Below are 26,536 nucleotides of genomic sequence, written 5' to 3' on the forward strand. Positions count from 1 at the left end.
TAATTTGTTAAAGTTAGTGGTGCCAAATTAAGCAATTACAACGTTGTAGTAGTCAAAAGAGGAATACTACATAAATACATCACAATACTATATATCAACAATATACCTTTGATTAACAATGGCTAACGTTAAATAATAGAATCTGTATTACATCAGTATGATGTAGTAATGATGTATTGTAATTCTGTTAAAAATTACCCTCAAAAATATATTATATGTAAAAATTAACTAGTTTTTATATTGATAATAAAAACTTTGAAAGGTTATCATCCTGTACAAGTTGTAATTTCTTTCTTAATCTGTAACGATGTAATTCAACTCCGCGGAAAGAAATATTCATCATTGGCGCAATTTCTTTGGAAGAAAGATTCATTTTTAAATAGATGCACAACTTAATATCCTTAGGAGTAAGATTAGGATAGTTCTTAGAAAGTTTAATGATAAATTCGTTATGGATTTGATTTAAATTGGTTTCAAAAGTCTCCCACTCATGCTTATTAATAGCATTGATTTTTATGGTCTTACTAATTTCACTCTTAAGTTTGTTTAGATCCGTTTCTGAATCCAAAATCCCCTGGATACTTTCTATCATTTCACTTTGTTTAGCAATTGATAGTGATTTCCCAGTCACCTCCGATGATTTAGACTGCAGCTCCAGTTCTAAGATATGTTTTTCGTATTCTTGACTGTTTAATTCATTGTCTGCTTTTAATTCAATTTCCAAAATTTTCTTCTGATGTTTCAATTCTTCTTCGCGTAGTTCAAGTTTTTGAATGTAACGCATTTTATTCCATCTGTAATACACAAATAGCACGCTAGCAATTAATACCAAATACAACATTATCATCCAAAAAGAAAAATACCAAGGCTGTGCAACATAAAAGTCAAAACTTGAAACTTCATTAAAATCGACACCATCATGATTGTAAATCGTTAATGTATGACTACCACTATCTAAATTATTCAGAATAATCAATCCTTCATTTACTGGGGAATATTTTTCTGCGCCATTTATCTTATAAAACAGACTTGGTTTGTGTGATCCATATATTCCTGATAATACATCTACTTTTAATTCTGAATTATAATTAATTGTAGAATGATTAACGACTAATCTATTTTCATTAAAAGCTTCAATCTTTATTTTTGGGTTGACTACCTTCCTATTCTTCAATTGAAGCGATATGAACCCGTCATCTAGATTCAGCAAATAGGTATCTCCATTTTTAAAAATATTTAAATTATCATTGATAATTTTACCCTTATAATATTTCTCCTGGATCAGATTTCGAACAAAATCATTTCCTTTGACATCAACTTGATAAAGCAAGCCCTCTTGCAGCACTATAAAATGGTCTTCGTCAATTTTAACGACATCAGATGTATTTTCAAATTTCGAATTAAACAATTCGTTTTTCACTAATTGGTTGGAAATTGAATTATAGGTATACCAACTTTTGTGAATCAAAAAAAGAATTTCATTTCTAAACTCAAATATTTTTACTCCAAAATCATTTGTGTTTTTTTTACTTTTCTGTGTAATATTCTCCACACTAGTGGTTTCAAAAGCATCATTATATCTTATTCTATATAAACCTCTGTAATTATCAGCAGCCCATATTTCATTCTTTTTGTTTTGTGCAACATATTTTATTGGTTTCAAAATCCCTTTGACGGCAATTGTTTGAGAAAGATCCTTTACATTTTTATAGATCAAAATACCACTGTAATTGGTCTGCAGATAGGAATCGTTACTATTACTCTTTACTAAATTCCAACCTCCATTAATATTATTCAATTTTGAAAAAATAGCATCTTCATAAATATAAGTTCCTTCATTATGGCCGATGATATACTTCTTACCTATTTTACTAATATTCCACGCTTGCCCTTCTGAATTTGGGATTAGTGAGAAAGTAGTACCTTCATACTTAAAAACGCCATGATTTGACGCCATCAAAAAACCTTTGTCCGTTTTAACAACGGAGTAAACCGAACCTAAAGCACCACTATTGTCGTAAAAAATAGCAGTAGGCGAATTAATCTCTATATGAGCGATTCCATTATCTAGACCTAACCATAAATCGTTTTCTTTATCTAATCCTATACTTAAAATAGAGTTATTCATCAACACATTATTACGGTCAATATTAATATAGGTATTCTTATTAAGATCAAAAACATACACTCCTCTACTACTTGTTCCGATAGCTAGCTTGTTGTTTTTCAAGAAGTGAGCTACATTGATATTAGCCGTTTTTAAAGTTTCATTCAAAGGATTTTTCCAAGGAGCTAAAACACCATTTTCCTCCACATAAACGCCATTTTTCTTCGTAAAAAAATAGGTTTTGTTTTGGAACTTTTCAATATCGTGAATAACGTTGTTTTCTAAAACATCCCATCCTTTCACTTTTACCACTTGAGAATTGACCAACTTATAAATACCACTACTGACGGAAGCAATTAGAATTTGATTGTCTATCACATAACAATAGGAAATAAGAAATGATAATTTTATTTTTTTGACATTTTGTCCATCGTATTTGTAAATCGCATTGAAGGACTGAAAATAAATCGCATCATTAAATTTAAAAATTTTCCAGATTTCTTCATTTTCAATATCGTCAAAAACAGATTTTCCTTTAGAGATTGACACATAACTCATCTTGCCATTTTTGCGAACCCAGTATCCAAATTCTTTATAAGAACCGGAATAAATCTTATCCCCAACTACATAGATCGAACGAATAATAGTTTTATTAGGTAGCATGTTTTTTTCCCACTTTACACCATCATAACGCAGTAAGTAATGATTGTTAGCAAAATACATTGCGTTATCGCTCCCTTGCGCCACATTCCATGTTTGATTGTCACCCTGATAATTTGCTTTGTTGTAATTTTCCACAAACGGCAGCAGCTGCTGTCCATACAATTGGGTACATAATAGGAAGAAAAAAAATATTTTTAAAGTGTTAGCTTTCAAATCGAGAAGGTTTAAATTCCAAATATAATCACATTATTCGATATAGGACATAAAAAAGGCTTCTCAACAGAGAAGCCTTTTAAAGTATAAGTATTTTATTAATCTGAAAGAAGATCATAAACTTGATTTGCAATCTCAATTTCTTCATTGGTAGGAATCACCATAATTTTAGTTCTAGAATTGGGCGTGTTTATTTCCCGAATTTCTTTTGATCTAATTGCGTTTTTGGCAAAGTCTAATTCTAGTCCGAAATACTCCATATCAGTACACACCAATTCTCTAATATAACTAGAATTCTCCCCAATACCAGCTGTAAAAATAATAGCATCTACTCCGTTCATAACTGCAGTATAAGTACCAATGAATTTTTTAATTCGATAGGCATTCATTGCTAATGCTAATTGACACTCTTTATTACCTTGTTCTGCTTGCAATTCTATTTCTCTCAAATCACTATAACCAGTAAGCCCAAGCATACCACTTTTTTTAAGTAAAATATCATTCACTTCATTTGCGCTATATCCTAATGTATCTATCAAATAAAATATAAGAGCGTGATCAATATCACCACTCCTTGTTCCCATTATTAATCCATTTGACGGAGAAAAACCCATCGAATGATCGATACTTTTACCATCTTTAATTGCAGTCATACTACACCCATTCCCTAAGTGAATACTTATAATTTTGGAACTTTTATTTAAATACTCAATTGCTTTTTCTGAAACGTATTTATGACTAATTCCATGAAAACCGTATACCCTAATTTTATTTTCAGATAAAAATTTATTTGGAATCGCATATTTATAAGCTACTACAGGAATAGTTTGATGAAAAGCAGTATCAAATACGGCTACTTGTTTTGCTGTTGCAAAAATTTCTTCGACAACATTTATTCCTAATAAATTGGCTGGGTTGTGCAATGGAACCAAGGTAAAAAGCTCTTCAATTTTATCTTTAACCTCCTGATTGATTATAGTTGTATCTGAAAAATAAGTCCCTCCGTGAACCACCCGATGCCCTACAGCATCAATTTCTTTAGCACTTTTAATAACACCAATATTTTCATTCATCAATAATTCGGCAATCTTTATTAAGCCTATTTTATGATTTAATATTGGTAAGGTCTCTTCTAATTTTGTGGTATTTGTAACGTAGGTAAGATTTGATGTTTCTAAGCCTATTCGATCAATCATACCACTACAAATCACGAGCTGGTTTGGCATCTCAACTACTTGATACTTTATAGACGAACTTCCAGAATTTATTATGAGTATTTTCATTTACCTTTTATATTTTCCTCTCCCCCCTCGATAACTATAGGGACTCTTCAAAGGAGAGGGTGACTGGATGGATTTATTTTGTCTTTATTATTGTTTTTTTAAAACTTGAAACTTTTAACTACAACCCTTGTGCTTGAATTGCAGTAATGACCACCGTATTAATAATATCGTCGACCGTGCAACCGCGGCTTAAATCATTTACGGGTTTATTTAAGCCTTGCAACATAGGGCCGATGGCTAACGCTCCTGTTTCTCTTTGAACTGCTTTATAGGTGTTATTTCCCGTGTTTAAATCAGGAAAAATAAGCACACTTGCTTGTCCAGCCACTACTGAATTTGGCATTTTACTTTGACCAATTTCCATATCTACAGCTGCATCATATTGTATTGGCCCTTCAATTTTTAGATCAGGGCGCTTTAATCGAACTATTTCAGTTGCTTTTCTTACTTTCTCCACTTCATCCCCTTTTCCTGATGCTCCAGAAGAATAAGACAACATCGCTACTTTTGGCTCTATGCCGAAAGCCAAACTGGAATCAGCTGAGGAAATAGCTATTTCTGCCAATTGTTCTGCAGTAGGGTTTGGATTTATTGCACAATCCCCAAAAACAGAAACTCGATCTTCCAAACACATAAAAAATATGGAAGAAACGATACAGGAATTTGGTTTGGTTTTTATGAATTGTAATGCTGGCAAAATAGTATGTTGCGTTGTGTGAGCTGCTCCAGAAACCATTCCGTCCGCGTCCCCTTTATATACCATCATAGTTCCAAAATAAGAACCGTCTTCCATTAAATCTTTGGCCATCCCCATTGTCACATTTTTATTCTTGCGAAGCTCATAATAGGTGTTTACATAATCTTTAAAATTTGGAGATTCAATCGGATTGATGATTTTTACTTTCGAAAAGTCAAAAGCAATACCTAATTCTGCAACCTTGTTTTCTATTTGTTTTTTAGTTCCAAGAATAGAAATATCAACGACATCCATTGCTAACAAGCGTGAGGCTGCAATAATAATTCTGTCATCATTCCCTTCCGGCAAAACGATATGCTTTCTGTGTTTTTTAGCCCTTTTGACCAAGTTGTATTGAAACATTTTGGGAGTCATCCCTTCCGCTTCAAAAGAACTTAACTTTTCACCAAGGCTGTCCATGTCGACATATTTCTCAAAAGTATTTATAGAGGTCTCTATTTTCTGTTTGTTATCAGCATAAATTTCAGCCTTTATATCTCCTATTTTATTGGTGATACTATACGTACCGCCTTCAACGGAAATAATAGGAACAATACTAGTCAATCCTTCAATTAATTTTAGAATGCTTTCATCAGGAACTATATTACCTGTCAAAATGATCCCTGAAATCGAAGGGTAATTTGCAGATTCATTGGCTTGTAATGCACCCAGTATAATATCTGCTCTATCACCAGGCGTTATAACAAGCGCCTTATCTTTAAGATGCAACAGGTAGTTGCGCAACTGCATGGCTCCAACGCTAAAATTCCCGATTTCATTATTTAAGAATTCGCCACCAAACAGTATTTTAGCATCGAGTTCATCTACAATTTCTTTAATCGTTGGATTATTCAAACTAGAAATTAGCGGAATAGCATTTACCAAAATTTCTTTTGGTAAGCTAGCTTTCAAACCGTCTGCAACTACTTTGATATTTTCAGGTTGCACTTTATTAGCGATAATTGCCAGCACTTCAACATCCTTTATTTTATAGGAATCGTATGCCAGATATAAACTGTCCACTAACTCCTCTAATGTCTTGCCTACACCTGAACCCACAATTATTGTTGGAATCCCAAGGTTTTTAGCGATAAGGACATTCATATCAAACTCGATAACCGTTCCTTCACCACTAAAGCTGGTTCCCTCGACCAAAACAAAATCAAATTGCTCTTCTAGTCGCTTGTATTTATCAATGATTAAATCCAGGACTTCTCCTATTTTACCTTTGTTTTTCTTTTTGATCAGCTTGCTTTTTGTAATAGCAAACGCATCTTCAAATGCAATATCCAAACCAAAATGAGAGATTACGGTTTCAATATGATTATCTAATTTACCATCTTCAAAATCCTCAATTATTGGACGAAAGTAGCCCACTTTGGCTGTCTTACCAATGAGCATACTCATTAAACCTAAAGTAATAATGGATTTCCCGCTATTACTCTCAGATGTTGCTATATATATGGCTTTGTTCATTTTGTTAATTTTTTAATTGCTTAAATCTAATATCCTTTATGAATTTTTTTAAAACATATAAATTCATAGATCTTATATTCTTTTAAAGTCATTTAGCTTTGATAAACATCCCCATTTTACTGAATACTATGCCCTGAAACTTAATTATCCCTCCTAAAACCACTTTCTCTTTCTAAAATAAAACACCATAATGATTCCTATTACAAACATAACACCTATCACAGTATAATAGCCATTTTTATACTGAAGTTCCGGCATATGCTGAAAATTCATTCCGTAAACACCTGCAATAAATGTAAGAGGGATGAATATGGCCGAAACAATCGTCAAGGTTTTCATGATCTCATTCATCTTATGAGACTGCGAAGAAAAAAAGAAATTAGAAGCACTTTCTAACATCCCCATATCAGAGTCAATCTGTTCCAAAAGCTCTAAACTCTTTTGATGTAATCGAGAGAAATAACCAAAAGTTTCTGATTCTATAACACTGAAATCTTCATCTTCCTTTAAACTTTTAATCGCATACAAAGAGTCTCGAAGCGGAATTATCGCCCGTTTCAAAAAATTGAAATTATCACGGTGTTTTTCAATTCGTATCAGAATCTCAGGATCCGCACTATTCTTGGAAAGGTTTATTAATTCTTCCACTTTATCTTCTTCATTTTCGATAGTGACATAGAAATTCTCCATAACAGCATCTAACAACAAATAGAGTAAAAAATCTGCCTTTTTATTGCGAACACTTCCAGATTGATTTCTAATTCGTTCCCTTATATGTGAAAAAAAATCACTTCGCTTTTCTTGAAAAGAAATTAGAACATTGTTTTTTATCAAAAAACTAATCTGCTCCACATTGATGTTATCAGAATTCTCAGTAGGCAACATCGACTTTATATTAAAAAACAAAGTATCCGGAGATTCTTCGAGTTTTGTTCGCCTCGTAGTATTTAAAATATCAGAAAGCAGAAAATTATCAATTTTAAAAAAAGCACCTATCGCTTCAATGATTTCAATTTCATTTAAACCATGGAGATTCAGCCAATTTGTTTTTTGATCAATAATACAACTCTTTAAGTCGATAATGTCAACATCTTCATACTCAAAAAAATCCACAGTATCATACACAAACAATTGCATCTCCGATTCCATCTTCTTATGCCTTCCGGTGTATTCAAGCTGATTCGGCTGTGCTTTGCGGCCTTTCTTAAATTTAATCTTCCTCATACAAATAATATATACGGTAATATTACAAAAAACTTTTTTCAATCAATACTACCTTAACGTTTTTGAAAAAAGTACTAACGAAAATTACTAATACTTCATAATGGTAATAAACAAAGGTATTAACACTACTACTTTTGTTTTATGAGATAAATCATGTTTTAGAGTAAAACAAAAAGCCGAGCTATTTCTAGCTCGGCTTTAATAAACAAAAAAAATTATTTTTTTTAGTTCGTTTGTGACTTCACAGCTAATGTATAAATTACCAATCCAAAACCAATTTTATTGATTGCATCTGCGATATTGTAGACAACATCAATATTACCAGCAGGAATTATTCCGTTGTACCATCCAGTTGTTCCCATCATATACCCTAATGGATAGATTGACCAACCTACAAGTACAAACCAACATAATATTTTGTGTGCAGCAAGTACATTTCCCCCTGCAGCTTTCGCTAGTTTTGAAGCTTCTCCTAACCATATTTCGTAGACAATTGCGAAATAAGCTAATCCTGAAACTGCTCCCCACATTGAAGCATTCGCTGTATCTACAACTTCTCCAAAGTAACCTGTAACTAACATTATTAAAGAATAGATAATCATTTTCCATAACAAGGATTGCTTAGCTCCTGCTATTTTCAGTATTAAATAAAACTCAACACACATTAATGGCACCGTCAATACCCAGTCGACATAACGGAAAAAAGTAGGTGATTCACCAAATGCAGCCCAATAATCTCTCATGTAGAAATAATGAACAGCTGCAATAAAAGTAATTAAACCCGAAACCAACACTGAAGTACGCCACTTTTTGTCAAATTGGCTCAGTGATAAAAAGAAAAATGCAGACGCAGCCATCATTGCCATGCATCCTACGAAAAAAGTAAACCCTACATAGTCCGTAGGAGATAATTTTGAAACCATTCCTGAAATAAACATAAAATTTGTCATAGTTAAAATTTAAGGTTAAATTTTTTTTTGTTCATGTAAATATAAGAATAGTTAGACAAACAAAATATTTTTTGTTCAACTATTTTTTCTTAATTTTAAACAAAATTAACTTAACCATGCTTAGATATACAAATATTGCAATCGTAGCAAGCTTTTTTTGCCTATGGCTCAACTCCTTTTTCCCTAAAGAAATACAAATATTCATTGGTTTTTCACTCATTTTTACATTCGGAATTCTACATGGCGCTAATGACTTGCTTTTAATTAAGAATACAAACGATTCAAAAAATAAAATTACATCTAAAAAAATAGTACTATATTATGTTATTGCAGTCCTATTTGGATTGTTATTATTCTATTTGATACCGATAGTAGCCTTGCTTCTGTTTATTTTAGTTAGTGCCTTTCACTTTGGCGATCAGCAAGGGTTCTATTTAGATTTTAAAGTATCAAAATACATCCTGATCTTTTACCCTTTCATTTACGGAATCGTTATATTATTTTTATTGTTTTTCTTTCATTCCAATGAAGTCAAAGTCATCGTAACTGAGATTATACGATTTAAAGTCCCTACGTTATATATAAATGAAATCCTCATGACTAGCGGATTGATCTTTCTAAGTATAAGTGCTTATTTTTATTGGAAATTTGAATCCTTTCGAAAAAAATTACAAATAGAATTATTTTTGCTTGTGGTTTTTGCCATTTTATTTAAAACTTCGAGTTTAATATGGGGGTTTGCAATCTACTTTATTATTTGGCATAGTATTCCTTCTATTTTAGATCAAATAAAATTTATTTATGGTTCATTTACTTTTAGCAACTTTATAGCCTATTGTAGGAACGCTTTTGCGTATTGGCTGGCTTCATTATTAGGAATAGGACTTCTCTATTTCCTATTTAGAGATAAGGAAATATTTAATGCTCTTTTTTTCTCTTTTCTTGCAGCTATCACATTTCCACATGTATTAGTAATTCTGAAAATGATGCATAAAAAAAATACAAAAAGCGCATAAAAAAACCGAGCTATTTCTAGCTCGGTTTTTTTTATTATATAGTAGAGATACACCGCAGTGTATCTCTACAGGAAATAATTATTTTACTTCTTCGTAATCGACATCTTGAACATCATCTCCTTGAGCTTCACCTTCTGGTTTAGCTTCACCTTGACCTTGTTCTCCTTGAGCGTACATTGCTTCAGTAGCAGTTTTCCAAGCAGCATTGATATTATCTAATGCAGTTTGAATTGCAGGAATGTCTTGAGATTGGTGAGCCATTCTCAATTCAGTTAATGCATATTCTACAGCTACTTTGTTTTCGTCAGATAACTTAGTTCCAAGTTCTTTCAATTGAGTTTCAGTTTGGAAGATCATTCCATCTGCTTCGTTCAATTTTTCAGCTCTTTCTCTTGCGATTTTGTCAGACTCAGCGTTAGCTTCAGCATCTTGTTTCATTTTTTCGATTTCTTCAGATGTTAATCCAGAAGAAGCTTCGATACGAATATCGTGAGATTTTCCAGTTCCTTTATCAGTTGCAGAAACTTTGATGATACCATTAGCATCAATATCAAAAGTTACTTCAATTTGTGGAACTCCTCTTGGAGCTGGTGGTAAACCATCTAAATGGAAACGACCAATTGTTTTATTATCAGCAGCCATTGCTCTAGCTCCTTGCAATACGTGAATTTCAACTGTTGGTTGAGAATCTGCAGCAGTAGAGAATACTTGTGATTTTTTAGTTGGAATAGTAGTATTAGACTCAATAAGAGTTGTCATAACACCACCCATAGTTTCAATACCTAAAGATAAAGGTGTAACGTCAAGTAACAATACATCTTTTACATCTCCAGAAAGAACTCCACCTTGAATAGCTGCTCCAATTGCAACAACTTCATCAGGATTAACTCCTTTAGATGCTTTTTTACCAAAGAATTTTTCAACTTCTTCTTGAATTTTTGGCATACGAGTAGATCCACCTACTAAGATAACTTCGTCAATATCAGAAACAGATAAACCTGCATCTTTCAACGCTTTAGCAACTGGTGCCATAGAACGTTTTACTAATGAATCAGTTAATTGCTCAAATTTAGCTCTAGATAATTTTTTTACTAAGTGTTTTGGTCCTGAAGCTGTAGCAGTTACGTAAGGTAAGTTGATTTCAGTTTCAGTAGAAGAAGACAATTCGATTTTTGCTTTTTCAGCAGCTTCTTTCAAACGTTGTAAAGACATTGGATCTAAACGTAAATCAATATCTTCTGCAGTTTTAAATTCGTCAGCTAACCAGTCAATAATTTCGTGGTCAAAGTCATCTCCACCAAGGTGAGTATCACCATTTGTAGACAATACTTCAAAAACTCCGTCTCCTAATTCAAGAACAGAAATATCAAATGTACCTCCACCTAAATCGTAAACAGCAATTTTTTGATCAGTTCCTTTTTTATCAAGACCGTAAGCTAAAGCTGCAGCTGTAGGTTCGTTGATAATACGCATTACTTTAAGACCTGCAATTTCACCAGCTTCTTTTGTAGCTTGACGTTGTGCATCATTAAAGTAAGCAGGAACAGTAATAACTGCTTCAGTAACTGTTTGACCTAAATAGTCTTCAGCAGTTTTTTTCATTTTTTGAAGAGTCATTGCTGACAATTCTTGTGCAGTATATAAGCGACCATCAATATCCACACGTGGTGTATTGTTGTCTCCTTTTACTACTTTGTAAGAAACTCTTTTTATCTCAGCCGAAACTTCGCTAAAAGAATGTCCCATAAAACGTTTAATAGAAGCAATTGTTTTGGTAGGATTTGTTACCGCTTGTCTTTTTGCAGGATCTCCCACTTTGATCTCTCCACCTTCAACAAAAGCGATGATAGATGGTGTTGTTCTTTTTCCTTCTGCATTAGGGATAACAACTGCTTCGTTACCTTCCATTACAGAGACACAAGAGTTTGTCGTACCTAAATCAATTCCGATTATTTTACCCATTTTTATTTATATTTAATTATAATGTATACTCGTTTTTATTACTTGATGACTGTAAAGCAATCTTTGTGCCAACACAAAACCCTCTAATCAATTGTCAGTTTTTGTTAAAATGGCGGAAAATACTCTGCCAAGATGACATTTTAGGCTGACTGTCATTGATAAAGTCACAAAATGCAGTTGGCAGTTTCTATATTAATATTCAGAAGCTATTCCTGCTCTCCGCTGTATTCCCGATAAACAAAAACTACGGCTAAAAAAAAGCCTTGTTTTTCTAAGTCGGGAGATGCCGCTGCTATCAGGGCTAGGGCATTTGTGTATTCAATTTACTTCAACAGAGTTAGGAATCTTCATTAGCTCTTTCAAAAAAATCCAATTTGATAAGTTCCCAAGATTTATCTAATAAACATATTGGATCAAAATCAGCATCTGCCGATTCAAAATTTACAAACTGAGATTTAATAGTAGATCCATCATTATAAGGATAGCGTTGTCCATAAAACAAAATCATTTCATCAATAGATACTTTATCAAGGTAGTAATGTAAATCCCAAAAATCTTTTTTTCTTCCTCCTCTCAAAACAACATCTAGTTTCATAGCTATAATTTCATTTTCAGCAGCCATTCGAATACCCTCTTTATCAACGCTCTCAAAAATAAATTCATCTGTATAATAACAATCTATTTTTACAAAATCTTCCTTCGAATTCCCTACCTCAAAAAAAGTTCCAAATCCAACATCATCAAGATTCCTAGAGCTGCAATACGGATATTTATTCTCAAGAAAACTCCTAATTTCTTTAAAATCAATTGAACCATAGTCTGCAGCAGTAAACAAATCAATATCAACCGACATTCTGTGACCGATTTGTAAACTCAAAGAAGTTCCTCCAACTAATCGAAAAGAAGCAAATAAATCTTCTTCCATTAAATCAATTAAAATTTGTTTAAGCAATGGTGAAACTGTGTTCCAATACATAAGCTATCTTGTTAGTCGTTCAGGATTTAGTAAATTAATTTTAGAAACTTCCTCTTTCCCGTAAAAACGTATAATTTCTTCTTGTTCTATTTTATTGCCATAAGCAAAAACACGTTTCACAATCGAAACCTTCATCAATTTCCAATCGATTCTATCAAAAGTAGTATCCCAAAATACTCCTTTTCTAAATTTAAATAGATTCGGTTTATAACTACTGTCTTTCTTGGCTTCCTTTATGTCGTAAAAAACTTGAAGTGTCATTAAGAAACCTTCTTCAAATTCTAGCATCTCCTCTATTTTAAGCGACAAATCAACATTCATCCTCCTACTGCCTTTTATAATCGCACCAAGAGTTTGAGGATGTTCATCAATAGAAAGCGCAAACTGTCTTTTATTGATGTTCCTTCTCTTCAACTCCCGCTCAACCATTTTACCAGGATGAATTCCTTTTATAATGTCAATCATTTTCATATTGCAAATGTAAACAAAATTGTTTACATAGTTTTTAATTTAACACTCAAACACTTATGAAAAAATCAGAACTAAACCATTCATTCCAAAAACTACAAGAAAACTTTAACCTCTTTCATTTCTACTACATAAAAAAGTTACCTAAATTTGGAGCTTACCCATTCCAGTTAAAGCAAACTACAAAACCCCAATAAATTAAAAATGGAAGATTCATTTATAGCATCAAGTAGCATTACTTTTTTAAAAAATCTAGAAAAGAATAATAATAAAGATTGGTTTGCAGAACATAAAACACAATATACAAAAGCACAAAGCAATATTATTGCCTTTGCTGACCATCTCATTGCACTAATGAATGCTCATGATGCTATAGAAAATGTGTCAGGAAAGAAAAGTCTGTACCGGATTTATAACGATGTCCGATTCAGTAAAGACAAATCACCTTACAAACCACGATTTGCATTAGGTTTACAAAGAGCTACTAAATTAAAAAGAGGTGGCTATTATTTGAATATACAACCTAGTAATAATTTTCTAGCAGCTGGTTTTTTCTCCCCTAATCCAGATGACCTGAAAAGAATAAGAAAAGACATCGAACTAAATCCTGCAGCATGGCGCAAAATTTTAAATTCAAAATCAATAAAGGATAATTTTGTGGAATTAGCAGGAAATAAAGTCCCAACGTCCCCAAGAGGATTTTCTAAAGACCATGAAGCCATCGATTTAATTCGGCATAAACAATTTGTCTTGAGGCATAATTTTACAGATAAAGAAGTAATTGACCCACAATTTGTTTACAAAGTAAACGAAATATTTAAATCAGTGAGAACCTTTTTTGACTATATGAGCACTGTTCTTACCACTGATTTAAATGGGGAAATTAAAGTTTAGCACAATGCGCGCTATTCAAATACCTTAGCATTCCAATAAAAGTAAAACAAACAGATACATATAGTAAATCGCACTTTTTAAAAACATCTTACAATACAGCGATCTCCAACAAATTCTCAATTACAGTATTTTAACTATATTTGACCTTTCAAAAACAAAAAATTATGTTTACCCTAGAACAAATTAAACAAGCACATGATAAAGTGCAAACAGCTGATGATTTTACAAATTACATTCAAGAATTAATCAATCTAGGTGTAAAAGGATACGATACTCATGTGAATGATGGACGTGTAGCTTATTATGGTGAAAACGACTATGCAGTAAGTACTGATAAAAAATACGACGAAATTAAGATCGCTCCAATGGCAAATAAAGAACGCTTTATCGAATTTCTTGTAATGCATCAAGACGGACAAACCGATTATTTTACTTTTTGCCAGCAGGCAGCTCAATCTGGAATTGCTAAATGGCGTGTAGACATTATCGAGATGACCTGCACTTATTTTGACACAGCTGGTGATGCCATTATCATTGAAAAAATTCCGAGTTAATTTTCAGCGCTTTAAAAACTGAATTATCAAACAACTAGCCTTTGGTTCTTCATTGTTTTATTATACTTAAATAGACGAAAAAATATAGACATAAAAAAAACGGGAATAAATCCCGTTTTTTTTTATAATTGTATTTTAGTTAAATTTAGAACTTAAAGTTAAGTCCTGCGGAAAAAGTTGTTCCACTAAAACCAAATTGGTTTACTTCCCAAGCATATTTGAAACGACCTCCTAAATCAGTAACAACATCTCCTTTTGGATCCAATTTGTCTGGATACACATTAAATAGATTGTTTACCATTACATTAGCAGATATAGTACTTGTAAATTTATAAGCAACACCTAAGTCTGTAATTACCTTTCCTGCAAAAGTTTGATCTTTGGAAACATCAGTAGCATGTTGCCAAGTAACCTCACCAAAATAAGTATTGTTAAATATAAAAGTTGTTTTTTTCAAATCGTAGTTCGCTCCTAATAATACTTTTGTATTAGGTCTTGCGCTTAGAATTCTACCTTGCTCTTTACGGTTAAAAATATCATATCCGTTAGCTTTCAAAATAGCTGGTGTAGCAATTTGTCCGTCAATTTTAGTCTTAGCGATATTAGATGCTAAACTAAGTCCTAATTTACCAGTTCCTATTTCTAGGTTTTTATAATTCAAAACAACATCAACTCCTTTAGTTATTGTATTAACAGCATTGATAAAAAACTTCATACTTGTAATATCGTTAGCTAATAAAACCTGTTCAACCGGGTTTATAGTCGTATCATCTCCGTCAAAACCAACCTCTCCTGAAAACAATACGCGATCTTTAACCTTGATATGATAGAAATCAAGCGAAGCAGAAAAATTAGGCCCTGATCTAAAAGTAACTCCTGTTGAAATATTTTGCGATTTCTCAGCATGTAATTGAGGCACTCCAAGTCCAATAACCGCTGGATCTACATTATTAAAAGTTCCTTGATTAGAAATTGTACCTCCAGAAACAAGCGTTTGAATATTACTCAAGTAAATCTGGTGTAATGCTGGAGCTCTAAATCCTGTACTGTAAGAGGCACGTATAGCAATATCATCATTAAGTTTGTAACGCGAGTTTACTTTCCAAGAGACATTATCTCCAAAATCTGAATAGTTCTCATATCTAATAGATCCTCCTATTAAAAAAGCTTCTGTCATATCGTAATCTAAAGTAGTGTAAACACCAAAATTGTTACGATCTTTTTTTAATGCATTGGCAGGTTGTAACCCAGGGAACGACTGCGCGCCACCGTCTACATAAGACTCTACCTGACCAGCTCTAGCTTCAAATTGCTCTTTTCTTAATTCTGTACCAAAACCAAAAGTTACTTTATCAAAAGTTCTGCTAAAATCAGCATTACCTACTAACTGACTAAAAGAATACCCACCAACATTAAATGAGGTTGGACTACTAGCACCCAAAGAAGGATTTAATGTATTGTCAACAGTATAATCTACTTTATTAGAACCAGCTGTTAAACTGAAATCGGAATTAAAACCAAACAAAGTAGTTTTTATCCCAATAGATCCCAGGTTATCAAAAATATCTGTTTTAAAGGTAGGTTGGAATCCATTATAGGTTGTTCCGGCATCGTGTAATAAATTGTTATCGTCTGAAACCCAGTAAGGCGCTCTGTACAAAGCAAAACTCGTTCCTTTTCTAATATTAACATCTCCAAAAGCATAAAGCGTAGTTTTATCAGAAAGAGGATATTCAGCATTCACAACTAAAGCACCCATTTTAGAATCTGGTTGCCCGATAGTCATCCCTAAATCAGGATTTTTACTTAACCAATCTCCCCATGTCGCATCGTCTGCAGCTACTCCAAACAAATCGTCTTTACCCGGTTTTGCCGCTCTGTTTGTTTTCTTTTGATCTAAATAAGAAAGATTGAAATTTACAAAACCTTTGTCAGCAATTTTAAATCCTGAATTTAAATCAGCTCCAAAATTGAAACCATCTCCTTGTGAAGTCACTCCAGATGTAACATTTACTTCAGTAAAGTTAGTTTGTTTTTTAAGGATAATATTCACTACTCCGGCAATAGCGTCTGAACCGTATTGAGATGAAGCTCCGTCACGTAGTACTTCTACTCTCTCGATAGCTGAAAACGGAATACTTTTCATATCTGTTCCTACCTCTCCTTTACCCGGAGTATCATTAATATACACTAATGCACTTTGATTTTTTCTTTTTCCGTTTACCAAAACCAAGGTACGGCTTGGTCCTAATCCACGTAAATCTGCTGGGTCAAAATGAGCCGTTGCATCAGATATAGCTTGAGTACTTGAATTAAATGAAGGGATTTTATAGGCTAACATTTTATCAAAAGTAACCTGCCCACTTGATTTAAGATCTTCAGCGTACAACTTATCAATAGGTACAGCAGAGTTTAATACACTTCTCACTTTTGATCTGTTTCCTGTAACAACAACCTCATCTAAACTGTTATTAGGATTTAATTTAAAAACGATAGCAGCAGCTGCATTAGTTACCTCTATGTTTTTATTTTGAAATCCCACATATTTCGCTATTAATGTAACAGGAAATCCTTTTACCTTAATTTCAAAATTACCGTTCCCATCTGTAGTGACTCCAGAAGAAGTTACTTTATCTACAACATTAGCATAAGGTAAGGCTTGTCCATTCTCATCCATAACAACCCCTTTGATTGTTTGGGCATTCATAACTGTGGGTCCTATTATCATAAATAATACGACTAAAAAAAATTGGTTAAATTTCATAAATGGTTTTTTTTGTTTTTTTTTGTAATCTAGAGAACAAATCTATCATTTTTTGTTAAAGAAACCTTAATGTAACTACATTTTTATTTAAAAAAATAAAAATATCACATATTGACTGTTATTACGCAAAAGCCTTACAAACACTACTGTTTTCAAATATAAATAGTCAAAAACCGTCACCATATGCCAATTACTAAATCAAACTACATCTAAGTTTCTTTACTCGTTACTCTATTTTTTTTCTCGTACTGCAAGACTTTAATTACAATTGACCACGATGGTTTCAACGTTCGCGACTGCCAGCAAAAGTTATTGGTTTTACGAGTCCACTAAAATCGGATAGCGTGCTAAGCATTGGAGCCGATAGTGTAGTAATGAGAAACGATAATTTGGTAGAGAAATTAGGAGAAAATAGTATTGATGTAGTAATTGATTTGGTTGGAGGTAAGCAATGGCCGGATCTATTGAATGTACTAAAACCTTTTGGGCGATATGCAGGTGCAGGTGCAATTGGAGACGCACATGTTGAATTGGATATAAGAACACTTTACTTAAAAGATTTACGACTTTTTGTATGTACGGTTCTTGATGAAGGTGTTTTCTCAAATCTAGTAAAACGTATTGAGAGTGGAGGCATTTCTCCATTGGTTGCAGCTACCTATCCGTTATAAGATACTGTTGCTGCATAGTAAGTTTTTTTAGAGAAAACATACTGGTAAAATTGTACTGAAAGTTGGACAAAAAAAGAATTCGTAAACAAAAACAGTAGTAACTAAGACATAAAAAAGGGAACCGCATTTTAGTAATGCGGCTCCCTTTTTATATTCATTTAAAGTTTTAAACTTCCAGATTATTTCATCCAAGAGTCAACCAAAACTTTATTGGCTTCATACCATTCTGTAGCTCCTGCTTCTTCACCTTTGTCTTTAATGGCTGTCATTAATTCGGCCAATTGCCCTTCTTTAAGGTTAAAGTTTTTGAAAAAAGTTGCTGCCTCAGGTTTGTCTTCTTCAAATCCTCTTCTTGAAATAATTGTACAAGCATCTTTTGGGTAAACTCCTTTAGGATCTTTTAAATATTTTAAGTCGTTTTGAGACCATTTGAAATGTGGTTTCCAACCTGTTACTACAATCCACTCTTTATCCCTGATTGCTTTCTCAAGACTCGCCACCATTGCAGGTCCGCTTGATGTAATTTGCTCATAGTCTAAACCGTATAAATCTATTGCTTTAACCGTGTTAGCATGAATACCGGCACCACCACCAATACCAATAATTTCACCCTTAAATTTATCTTTATTAGCGTTCAACTCTTCTATAGAGTTAATTGTTACATAAGCAGGAACAACTAAACCAGTTGTACCCTCGCTAAATGCTTCGCCTAACACTACTAGTTTATCACCATAATCGGCCCAGTAATCTTTATGCGTATTAGGAAGCCATGCATCAAGAAACACATCCCCTTTTGAGTCGTCTTTCGACAATTCTCCATAAATTAAGCCTGGTGCAAGATTGGTTAATGTCACCTCATAATCGTGTGATTCAAGTGCTGCTTTTGCTAAATAAGTGAACGCAACTCCTTCAGACCAATTGGGATAAAAGATGCTAACTTCTTTTTTATTTTCGCCTTCTTCTTTTTTCTTCTCACCGTTCTTGCATGAACTAACTGAAACAGTTAATAGTGCAACTCCAAGTAAGATTCCTAACTTTCTCAATTTCAACATAATTATATTTATTTATTATTATTCTTATTACTCTTATTTTTTCTTTGCGATAGCTTGTGTCGTTCTGTCTAAAATTATCGCCAATATCACAATACCTAATCCAGATTCAAAACCTTTTGCAATGTCGTTCTGTTGAATTCCCTGGTAAACAATACTTCCCAGCCCTTTAGCTCCTACCATCGAAGCAATCACCACCATTGATAAAGCCAATAGTATTACCTGATTGATGCCTGCCAAAATAGTTGGTTTTGCCAAAGGCAACTGTATTTTAAATAAAATTTGTCTTTCGGTTGCACCAAAAGCGCGTCCGGCCTCGATTACATCCTCTGCAACATTTCTAATTCCCAGACTCGTTAACCGAACAGCTGGCGGCAGCGAGAAAATTACAGTAGCCACAACTCCAGGAGTATTTCCTACACTAAAAAAGAAAATAGCCGGTATCAGATAAACAAAGGCCGGCATGGTTTGCATCAAATCAAGTATAGGCCTAATAATCACGTCAGCTGTTGTGCTACGGGCAGCCACAATTCCTAACGGAACACCAAAAAGCAGCGCAATCAGGGTGGAAACAATAACCAAGGTGGTTGTTTGTATGGATTCTTCCCAGTAGCCCATCGCAAAAATCAACAATAATCCAAAAACAGCAAATAGTGCTAATCCTGATCCTTTTTTTAATCCTTCCATTTTAAAGGCACTTTTCCCGGCATTGGCATAATATGCCCCCAAGGCTACAAATGCAATAATGATATAAAAAGGGATATCCAGTAATACGTCATTCATACTGTCAACCGTCCAGGAGATAACGCCATCTATAGCTCCCCATAATCCAGAAAAGTTCTTTTCTAACTTATTAATTCCAATTTCTATATATTTACCAAGGTCAATTAACTTTTCCATATTACATTTCGTTTGCACGTTCTTTTAGTTCACTTATTTCTTCCTTTTCAAATCGCGTAGCTTCAATAATCAGAGAAGTTTGAGATATCAGACCAAGTAATTTCCCAGTCGCTTCCTCAATAACAGCCAGAGGGTATTTAGTCCCTGTAATCAAGGGTAACATATCTTCTACGGAATAGGATTTATATACACTAGGGACATTTGTTCTTAGCACTTTCTCAACAGACATTACTTTTTCTTTTTCCAATTCTAGCAAATCCTCTAACCAGACATAACCAAGAAATTTTTTCTTTTCATCTTCCACAGGAAGAATCTCAACTCCAACTTCACTCATTTTTCGGATGGCACCTTTGGGTCCGTCTTTGCCCATTTGAACCAGCGTAACCTTTTTAAACATTAAAGATTCAGCTGTAATAATAGTTTTTCGATCCACTTTATTAACAAAAGCTTCAATGTAAGTAGTTGCTGGATTTGTTAAAATATCTTCTGCTGTTCCAATTTGTTCCACGACACCATCTTTCATAATAGCAATACGGTCACCAATTTTCATGGCTTCGTCTAAATCATGAGTAATAAATACGATTGTTTTGTGTAACTTGTTTTGTATAGCGAGCAACTCATCCTGCATATCCGATTTAATCAATGGATCAAGTGCAGAAAACGCTTCGTCCATCAGCAAAACTTCAGGATCATTTGCTAGGGCCCGTGCTAAACCAACCCTTTGTTGCATACCTCCTGACATTGCCGATGGATATTGATATTCATACCCTTTTAATCCCACTGTTTCTAGTGCCTGCAGGGCTTTTTCTTCCCGTTCCTCCTTTGCTTCTCCCCTGATTTCTAATCCAAAAGCAGCATTCTCAATAATCGTTCTGTGTGGCAGCAGACCAAACTTTTGAAATACCATACTCATTTGTGTACGTCTGGTTTCCAATAGTTCTTTATTTGTCTCGCGGGTAATATCATGATCATCGAAAAAAACTTTACCAGACGTAGGTTCGTTTAGCCGGTTCAAACAACGGATTAAAGTAGATTTTCCACTACCGGACAAGCCCATAATTACAAAAATCTCACCTTCCATAATTTCAAAGCTAACCTTGTTGACACCAACAGTACATTTTGTTTTCTTGAGGATTTCTTCTTTTGAAATACCTTTCTCAAGTAGAGCGAGAGCCTCCTGTTTACGTTTTCCGAAAATTAGGGTTAAGTCCTCAACCTTGATTTTTATTTTTCTTTTCTCCTCCATAATATCTCTATTTTCTAATTAAAAGTAAAACGATATTAAGATTGAAGCGCATCTCCCAATCAGCATCAATGGTCCTGTTAAATAAGGTATTTCCTCAAAACAGACCCTAACCAGGGTTAGTTTTTTCCTTGCGCTGCATTAATGTAGTTATCAACATGTCCTGCACTAACTAATATTCCTTTAAGTTCATAAAAGAATATTCGACTCTATCATCTGATTTCTGAAAATCAAATGTAAAGCCGTCAACTTTTTCGTTATTTTGTTTGTGAATTTTATTCTTGATGGATTACAAATATACAACTAAAAGCCCCTTTAAACATATGTTAACGCATAAATCGGACTTTATCGACCGTTGCGCAGCCCTATATTATTTCAAAAAAACAAGATTTATTTTTTGAGAATTGTTGATTTAATAATATTTTAAATCCTTTTTATTTTAGCGTATATGCTTTTTTTTTGATTTTAATCAGCACGAAAAGATCCCCGTTCTGCAAAGATTTCCTCTAAAAAATAAATCTATCGCTTGAACTGCGCAAAGACATAAAATATTGATTAGCAAACCTAAAATTCACATACCAATTCTGTGCTATTAAGTATGGACAAACGATTTATTCATAATAAAGCAAATAGTTAAGAAGGGTACAAAATAACTGCAATTATTCCCAAAGTGAAAATTGTTGATTTGTACTAATTAAGATTTATAGACTCAACCCCAAAATTTGGAGAAATCTATAATTAATTCTAAGCTCTGAGTTACTCACTTATGTCTTCCTTAAAAGCCGCAATCTCAAAGTATCTTACGTAGATAGAACAGTCACGCTTAATTTTTCTCATAAGTAGGAAATGTTATAAAAAAATATCGCTTAAAAAAAGTGATTTTTTTAAGCGATATTAAGATAGAATAATTAAATCCTTGCAAAAGGCCCAACTAAATTTCCACTATTAAAAAAGTCATCTAGCTGAAGTTGTACATAGAATATTTTCTTAATAAAGAATAGCCCAAGTATATTACCACGGTATAGGATTATAATCTTTTAAAAATTTTCCGCACCAGTGTTTTCCAGTATTTATACCATCAAACAAGGGATCCATTACGCGTGCGGCGCCGTCAACAATATCTAAAGGTGGTTGAAAATCTTCCAACTCCTGTTTCTTTTTGGCTAATTCGGCAGGATCTTCGTCGGTTACCCAACCTGTATCAACTGCATTCATAAATATTCCATCTTTTGCTAAAGTCCCAGAAGAGGTGTGCGTTAGCATATTTAGAGCAGCTTTGGCCATATTAGTATGAGGATGGCGGTCTTCTTTAAAAAAACGATGAAACTTTCCTTCCATAGCCGAAACATTTATGATGTGTTTTTTTCCCGTATTGTCTTTCTTCATTATTTCCGAAAGGCGGTTACACAACACAAATGGTGCTACAGAATTCACAAGTTGTACTTCAATCATTTCAGTAGTTTCAATTTGCCCCAATCGCAAACGCCAACTATTCGTTTTCCTTAAATCTACTTGCTGTAAATCGGCATCCAATTCTCCTTCTGGAAATACTTCATTCGCCACCAGTGTATTGTCAAAGCTATACGGAATCTGAGATAATTTGGCGGAAGCCCGTAAACCAATTCCAGGTTCCGGTCCGTGCCAAGTAACTGGCATATTTTGATTAGAAGAAGCTCCCGCAGTCAGTACTTTTAATTCCTGTAAACAATCTGCGTGATCCAGCAATAAATCCTGTACCTGCTTTGGTAAGGCACTTATCGGGCGCTCTTCGTTAGCCATTAAATGAGTATAGAATCCCGCTGGTCGTCTCACTGTTTGTGCTGCATTATTGATCAGAATATCGAGACGTTCGTATTTTTGCTCTATAAAATTGCAAAAAATCTCTACGCTAGGAATATGTCGTAAATCCAATCCGTGAATTCTTAAACGATGCCCCCACTCCATGAAATCCTCCTCCTTAGAAAAACGCATGGCCGAATCTACTGGAAAACGGGTCGTCGCAATAACGGTTGCTCCACCACGCAAAAGCATTAGAGTAATATGATATCCTATTTTTAATCTAGAACCAGTTATAACTGCTATTTGTCCTTTTACATCCGCTGTCTGAAAACGTTTAGCATAATTAAAATCCCCACAATCTGTACACATGGTATCATAAAAGTGATGCATTTTAGTAAATGGGGTTTTACATACGTAACAGTTTCTAGGCGTTTCTAGTTCTAACTGTTCTTTATTAGCAAGATCATTATAAGCCAATAGTTTTGGCGCAATAAATATACTCGCTTCTCTCGCGTGGCGTATTCCAGTTTCTTTACGAGCTGTTTTGTCCTGCTTTTCCTTTTTACGTTTGGCAACTAGTCTACCGTCTTTTTTACGTCGGGAAAGTTCATCTCTATCTGGTCTCGAAAACATTCCAGCTGCTTTGATCAAGGCCGTTCTTTGGTCTTTCTCAATATCGAATATCTCGTCGGTGTTCAAATTTAATTGTGCCAATATGGCGATGCATCTATCAATTTCATCTGAAGTTATTGCGGTCTTTGGCATTGTTTCATCTTTCGTCATCATAAAAAACAGGGATCAGTCTTGGCAAAAACACCAAGGGCGCAAATATAGTTTTAAAATCTTTCCCCTACTCACATTTTTTCTGATAGTCACCACGGTTCCAAAAGGCTACGTAAACTAGCAAATTACCTGTAATTATATTGCCATGACAATGACATAGTAGTCTCCTTTTAAATTAAAGAATAATCTCTAAATACACCGTACAATTTCAATCAAAACTCTCGTTTTTCCCTATATTTACGCTTGCTAAGCTCAAATGTATGAGTACACCATTCATAGCAAACAAGTACGCTACACGAAACTAGAGTGTTTTTCTATAACTGTTTTCTAAAAAAACTATAGTAGTCATTAGGGGTACTTTATCATGGAGCAAGCAACACAAGTAATAAAAAACGAATTCAAACTTTTAATATAAATTATAATGACATCTTTTAGTAAACAATTATCCTTTCGTTGGTCAGATTTAGACCCTAATTTCCATGTGCGTCACAGCGCGTATTACGATTTTGGTGCTCAGCATCGTATCGAGATTCTAGAAAGCCTTGGCTTGACCATGAAAGTTTTACAGGCCAATCATTTTGGTCCAATACTCTTTAGAGAAGAATGCGTATTTAGAAAAGAAATAGGGCTTGCAGACACCATATTTATCCACACCAAAATTTCTAAAATGAGACCTGACGCTTCCCGTTGGTCTATTGTGCATGAGTTAAAGAATGAAGAAGATAAATTGTGTGCTACAATAACTGTTGACGGTGCTTGGATGGACACAAAACTTAGAAAAATAGCTAATCCAACTCCTGAAATCGCAATGGAAGCCATGAACAGTATACCAAAAACAGAAGACTTTATTGCACTTTAAATTATTGCCATTGAAAAGACTGCACACTGTCAATCCTTAATTTAAAACGGAATAAAACAGTTACAGCCAATAACAAAAAGACTACTTATCAATATAAAACATTGCTAATTAGTCTTTTTTATTTATATTGGTTGAACAGAGCAAAAAGCGGCGTTATTCACCCATTCTCCTCAAATTATTCGAGCAATGAAACCAATTATTACTAATTTTAAGAGTGTCATATGAAACCTAAAATTGGTATTGCATTATCAGGAGGTGGCGCTAGAGGAATTGCACACCTAGGAATTTTAAAGGCTTTAGAAGAATTTGGTGTTGTTCCAACCCATATTTCCGGAACTAGCGCAGGAGCTATTGCAGGAGCTTTTTATGCCGCAGGTTATTCTATCCCAGAAATCGTAACTATTTTAAAAAAAGGACAGATCTTTAATTTCTCCAATATCCTAATAAAGAGACAAGGTTTTTTTGCTATGAAAGGATTCAATGATATCTATAAGGAATACTTTCCAAACAACTCTTTTGAGGATCTTGATATACCCTTGTATGTAGCTGCTACCGATATTTTAAAAGGGGAACTAGTTTACTTTTCATCTGGAAATCTATCCCAAGCATTAATGGCTTCTTCCTGCATTCCCTTAATATTCCAACCCGTAAATTACAACGAAACCTTATTTGTGGATGGCGGAGTGCTTAATAATTTCCCAACCGAACCTTTGGCTGGCCAATGTGATATTATTATAGGCAGTTATGTGAATTCGATTAAAAAAGAAATAGATCAAGTTCACATGAATAACATCGTCGACCGTTGTTTTCATTTAGCGATGAAAGGTTCTGTTCAAAATAAAATAGACAGTTGCACTTTATACATCGAACCGCCAAACATGAGTCAATTTAGTCTTTTTAACCTAAAAAGATCGGATGAAATTTTTGAATATGGTTATCAATACGCTCTTACTTTCGAAAAACAGATAAAAGAACTCGGTCTTCATTTATAAATCATAAAAAAAATATAGCCTAGATTCACTACTTAATTTTTAATCCAAAGCGCATCAGTTTCAAAATATATCAATGTAGCTTTTTTTAATTTGTTTAACATTGAATTTTAAACTCTTATGAATTTAATATGTAAATTTGAGTAGTGTGCAAATTTAGTTTTACACATTTTACCTATTAAAAATAGCTTATATAGCATAGCAAGACCTTTTTTAATTATAACTTCAATACTACTAACATTATAAAATAGTAACCATGGAAATAATCATACAGTTTGTACAAGCAGAAACAAAAAACACAGCAGATGCTTTAGTCTTTGAAAAATTAGAACAATTAGGAAAACATTATAAATGGATTATTCGAGCTGATGTAAAATTTAAAGAAGAAAAAGGAACGTATGGCAAAGGCAAGATATGCGAAATTATATTGAGCTGTCCTGGTCCGCAAATATTTGCTTCGTCTAATGAGGATAGTTTTGAAGCTGCGGTTGCTGAAACCATAAGAGATATAGAAGTACAGTTAAAAAAACGTAAAAGTGAGATGCAAACGCACTAGAGTTAAAATATAAAGTGGATAAATACTCGTTCTGTTGCTTTGTAAAACGACAAATTTAAAAAAGGAGCTACAGCCAAAAAAGGTTGTAGTTTTTTTATACTTTTATAATTGATACAAGTAAATATCGATATGTTTTTCTAATCTAAGTAAGATTTATAGTGCTGCATTCCAATTTTTACCTTTAAAAATTACTTCATAATGCACTAAAACAACACTAATTACTTCTCTAAAAGAATAAGCTTTGGCAAACAGAACGTCCCAACATATACTAAATACATCGGCTAACCTACTCGGTTTTTGTTTGTTTGTAATCACGTCACTACACATGACCGATACCGCAAAAAACAGCTTAATAGATGAGTTCACTTCTATTATGGCCTTATTGTTAACCATTTCTTCGCTACTGTCGTTTTTTTCGATA

General features: G+C 33.7%; 21 protein-coding genes. 7 read left to right on the plus strand and 14 right to left on the minus strand.

What is annotated here, in order from left to right:
• Nucleotides 1-235: 235 nt before the first annotated feature.
• The 5 genes from QO200_RS04905 to QO200_RS04925 form a co-directional block, all read right to left on the minus strand.
• Entirely contained in the window at nucleotides 236-2,983 is a 2,748-nt protein-coding gene (locus QO200_RS04905; protein WP_371537095.1) for a histidine kinase, read from the minus strand.
• Nucleotides 2,984-3,081: 98 nt separating this feature from the next.
• On the minus strand, nucleotides 3,082-4,266 hold the full coding sequence (locus QO200_RS04910; RefSeq protein WP_371537098.1) for an acetate/propionate family kinase: 1,185 nt from the start codon (nucleotides 4,264-4,266) through the stop codon (nucleotides 3,082-3,084).
• A gap of 118 nt (nucleotides 4,267-4,384) precedes the next feature.
• A complete protein-coding gene (pta, locus tag QO200_RS04915; RefSeq protein ID WP_371537101.1) occupies nucleotides 4,385-6,478 on the minus strand; it encodes a phosphate acetyltransferase in 2,094 nt (697 codons plus the stop codon).
• A 153-nt stretch (nucleotides 6,479-6,631) separates the two neighbouring features.
• The gene (gene corA / locus QO200_RS04920; RefSeq protein WP_371537104.1) at nucleotides 6,632-7,702 is read right to left on the minus strand and encodes a magnesium/cobalt transporter CorA; all 1,071 of its coding nucleotides are present in this window, start codon (nucleotides 7,700-7,702) and stop codon (nucleotides 6,632-6,634) included.
• A 224-nt stretch (nucleotides 7,703-7,926) separates the two neighbouring features.
• The gene (locus QO200_RS04925; RefSeq protein WP_371537106.1) at nucleotides 7,927-8,652 is read right to left on the minus strand and encodes a bacteriorhodopsin-like; all 726 of its coding nucleotides are present in this window, start codon (nucleotides 8,650-8,652) and stop codon (nucleotides 7,927-7,929) included.
• Nucleotides 8,653-8,768: 116 nt separating this feature from the next.
• Here QO200_RS04925 and QO200_RS04930 point away from each other — a divergent pair, with 116 nt between their 5' ends.
• Nucleotides 8,769-9,668, plus strand: coding sequence for a Brp/Blh family beta-carotene 15,15'-dioxygenase (locus QO200_RS04930; protein ID WP_371537109.1), 900 nt, complete (start codon nucleotides 8,769-8,771; stop codon nucleotides 9,666-9,668).
• 78 nt (nucleotides 9,669-9,746) lie between these two features.
• On the opposite strand, the gene dnaK is transcribed toward QO200_RS04930, so the two are convergent.
• From dnaK to QO200_RS04945, 3 genes are all read right to left on the minus strand, one after another.
• The gene (dnaK, locus tag QO200_RS04935; protein ID WP_371537112.1) at nucleotides 9,747-11,630 is read right to left on the minus strand and encodes a molecular chaperone DnaK; all 1,884 of its coding nucleotides are present in this window, start codon (nucleotides 11,628-11,630) and stop codon (nucleotides 9,747-9,749) included.
• 337 nt (nucleotides 11,631-11,967) lie between these two features.
• On the minus strand, nucleotides 11,968-12,606 hold the full coding sequence (locus QO200_RS04940; protein WP_371537115.1) for a nucleotidyl transferase AbiEii/AbiGii toxin family protein: 639 nt from the start codon (nucleotides 12,604-12,606) through the stop codon (nucleotides 11,968-11,970).
• Between the two features lie 3 nt (nucleotides 12,607-12,609).
• On the minus strand, nucleotides 12,610-13,071 hold the full coding sequence (locus tag QO200_RS04945; RefSeq protein WP_371537117.1) for a transcriptional regulator: 462 nt from the start codon (nucleotides 13,069-13,071) through the stop codon (nucleotides 12,610-12,612).
• Between the two features lie 207 nt (nucleotides 13,072-13,278).
• Between QO200_RS04945 and QO200_RS04950 the strand changes: the two genes are divergently transcribed.
• Nucleotides 13,279-13,968, plus strand: a complete 690-nt coding sequence (locus tag QO200_RS04950; RefSeq protein ID WP_371537119.1) for a DUF2461 domain-containing protein — start codon at nucleotides 13,279-13,281, stop codon at nucleotides 13,966-13,968.
• A 164-nt stretch (nucleotides 13,969-14,132) separates the two neighbouring features.
• Nucleotides 14,133-14,522 carry a DUF1398 domain-containing protein gene (locus QO200_RS04955; protein ID WP_371537121.1) on the plus strand — a complete coding sequence of 130 codons (390 nt, stop codon included), beginning with the start codon at nucleotides 14,133-14,135 and terminating at the stop codon, nucleotides 14,520-14,522.
• A 145-nt stretch (nucleotides 14,523-14,667) separates the two neighbouring features.
• On the opposite strand, the gene QO200_RS04960 is transcribed toward QO200_RS04955, so the two are convergent.
• The gene (locus QO200_RS04960) at nucleotides 14,668-17,286 is read right to left on the minus strand and encodes a TonB-dependent receptor domain-containing protein (protein ID WP_371537125.1); all 2,619 of its coding nucleotides are present in this window, start codon (nucleotides 17,284-17,286) and stop codon (nucleotides 14,668-14,670) included.
• 311 nt (nucleotides 17,287-17,597) lie between these two features.
• Here QO200_RS04960 and QO200_RS04965 point away from each other — a divergent pair, with 311 nt between their 5' ends.
• Nucleotides 17,598-17,957, plus strand: a complete 360-nt coding sequence (locus tag QO200_RS04965) for a zinc-binding dehydrogenase (RefSeq protein WP_371537385.1) — start codon at nucleotides 17,598-17,600, stop codon at nucleotides 17,955-17,957.
• Nucleotides 17,958-18,136: 179 nt separating this feature from the next.
• Here the strand turns inward: QO200_RS04965 and QO200_RS04970 are convergent, their stop codons facing one another.
• From QO200_RS04970 to QO200_RS04985, 4 genes are all read right to left on the minus strand, one after another.
• On the minus strand, nucleotides 18,137-19,009 hold the full coding sequence (locus QO200_RS04970; protein ID WP_371537127.1) for a glycine betaine ABC transporter substrate-binding protein: 873 nt from the start codon (nucleotides 19,007-19,009) through the stop codon (nucleotides 18,137-18,139).
• Between the two features lie 33 nt (nucleotides 19,010-19,042).
• Complete coding sequence (locus QO200_RS04975) at nucleotides 19,043-19,906, minus strand: ABC transporter permease (RefSeq protein ID WP_371537130.1); 864 nt, start codon at nucleotides 19,904-19,906, stop codon at nucleotides 19,043-19,045.
• A gap of 1 nt (nucleotide 19,907) precedes the next feature.
• Entirely contained in the window at nucleotides 19,908-21,152 is a 1,245-nt protein-coding gene (locus QO200_RS04980; protein WP_371537133.1) for a glycine betaine/L-proline ABC transporter ATP-binding protein, read from the minus strand.
• A 1,008-nt stretch (nucleotides 21,153-22,160) separates the two neighbouring features.
• Nucleotides 22,161-23,711, minus strand: a complete 1,551-nt coding sequence (locus QO200_RS04985; protein ID WP_371537388.1) for an SDR family NAD(P)-dependent oxidoreductase — start codon at nucleotides 23,709-23,711, stop codon at nucleotides 22,161-22,163.
• 421 nt (nucleotides 23,712-24,132) lie between these two features.
• Between QO200_RS04985 and QO200_RS04990 the strand changes: the two genes are divergently transcribed.
• The 3 genes from QO200_RS04990 to QO200_RS05000 all read left to right on the plus strand — a co-directional run bounded on the left by QO200_RS04990 (nucleotide 24,133) and on the right by QO200_RS05000 (nucleotide 26,115).
• Entirely contained in the window at nucleotides 24,133-24,570 is a 438-nt protein-coding gene (locus QO200_RS04990; RefSeq protein WP_371537135.1) for an acyl-CoA thioesterase, read from the plus strand.
• A gap of 221 nt (nucleotides 24,571-24,791) precedes the next feature.
• Complete coding sequence (locus QO200_RS04995; protein ID WP_371537138.1) at nucleotides 24,792-25,562, plus strand: patatin-like phospholipase family protein; 771 nt, start codon at nucleotides 24,792-24,794, stop codon at nucleotides 25,560-25,562.
• 253 nt (nucleotides 25,563-25,815) lie between these two features.
• Nucleotides 25,816-26,115 (plus strand): HPF/RaiA family ribosome-associated protein, encoded by a 300-nt coding sequence (locus QO200_RS05000; protein WP_371537141.1) that lies wholly within the window; start codon nucleotides 25,816-25,818, stop codon nucleotides 26,113-26,115.
• 153 nt (nucleotides 26,116-26,268) lie between these two features.
• Here the strand turns inward: QO200_RS05000 and QO200_RS05005 are convergent, their stop codons facing one another.
• Nucleotides 26,269-26,508: a hypothetical protein gene (locus QO200_RS05005; RefSeq protein ID WP_371537144.1), complete on the minus strand. Its 240-nt coding sequence runs from the start codon at nucleotides 26,506-26,508 to the stop codon at nucleotides 26,269-26,271.
• Between the last annotated feature and the right edge of the window lie 28 nt (nucleotides 26,509-26,536).

It is taken from the genome of Flavobacterium sp. Arc3 (genome assembly GCF_041431375.1).
Lineage (GTDB): Bacteria > Bacteroidota > Bacteroidia > Flavobacteriales > Flavobacteriaceae > Flavobacterium.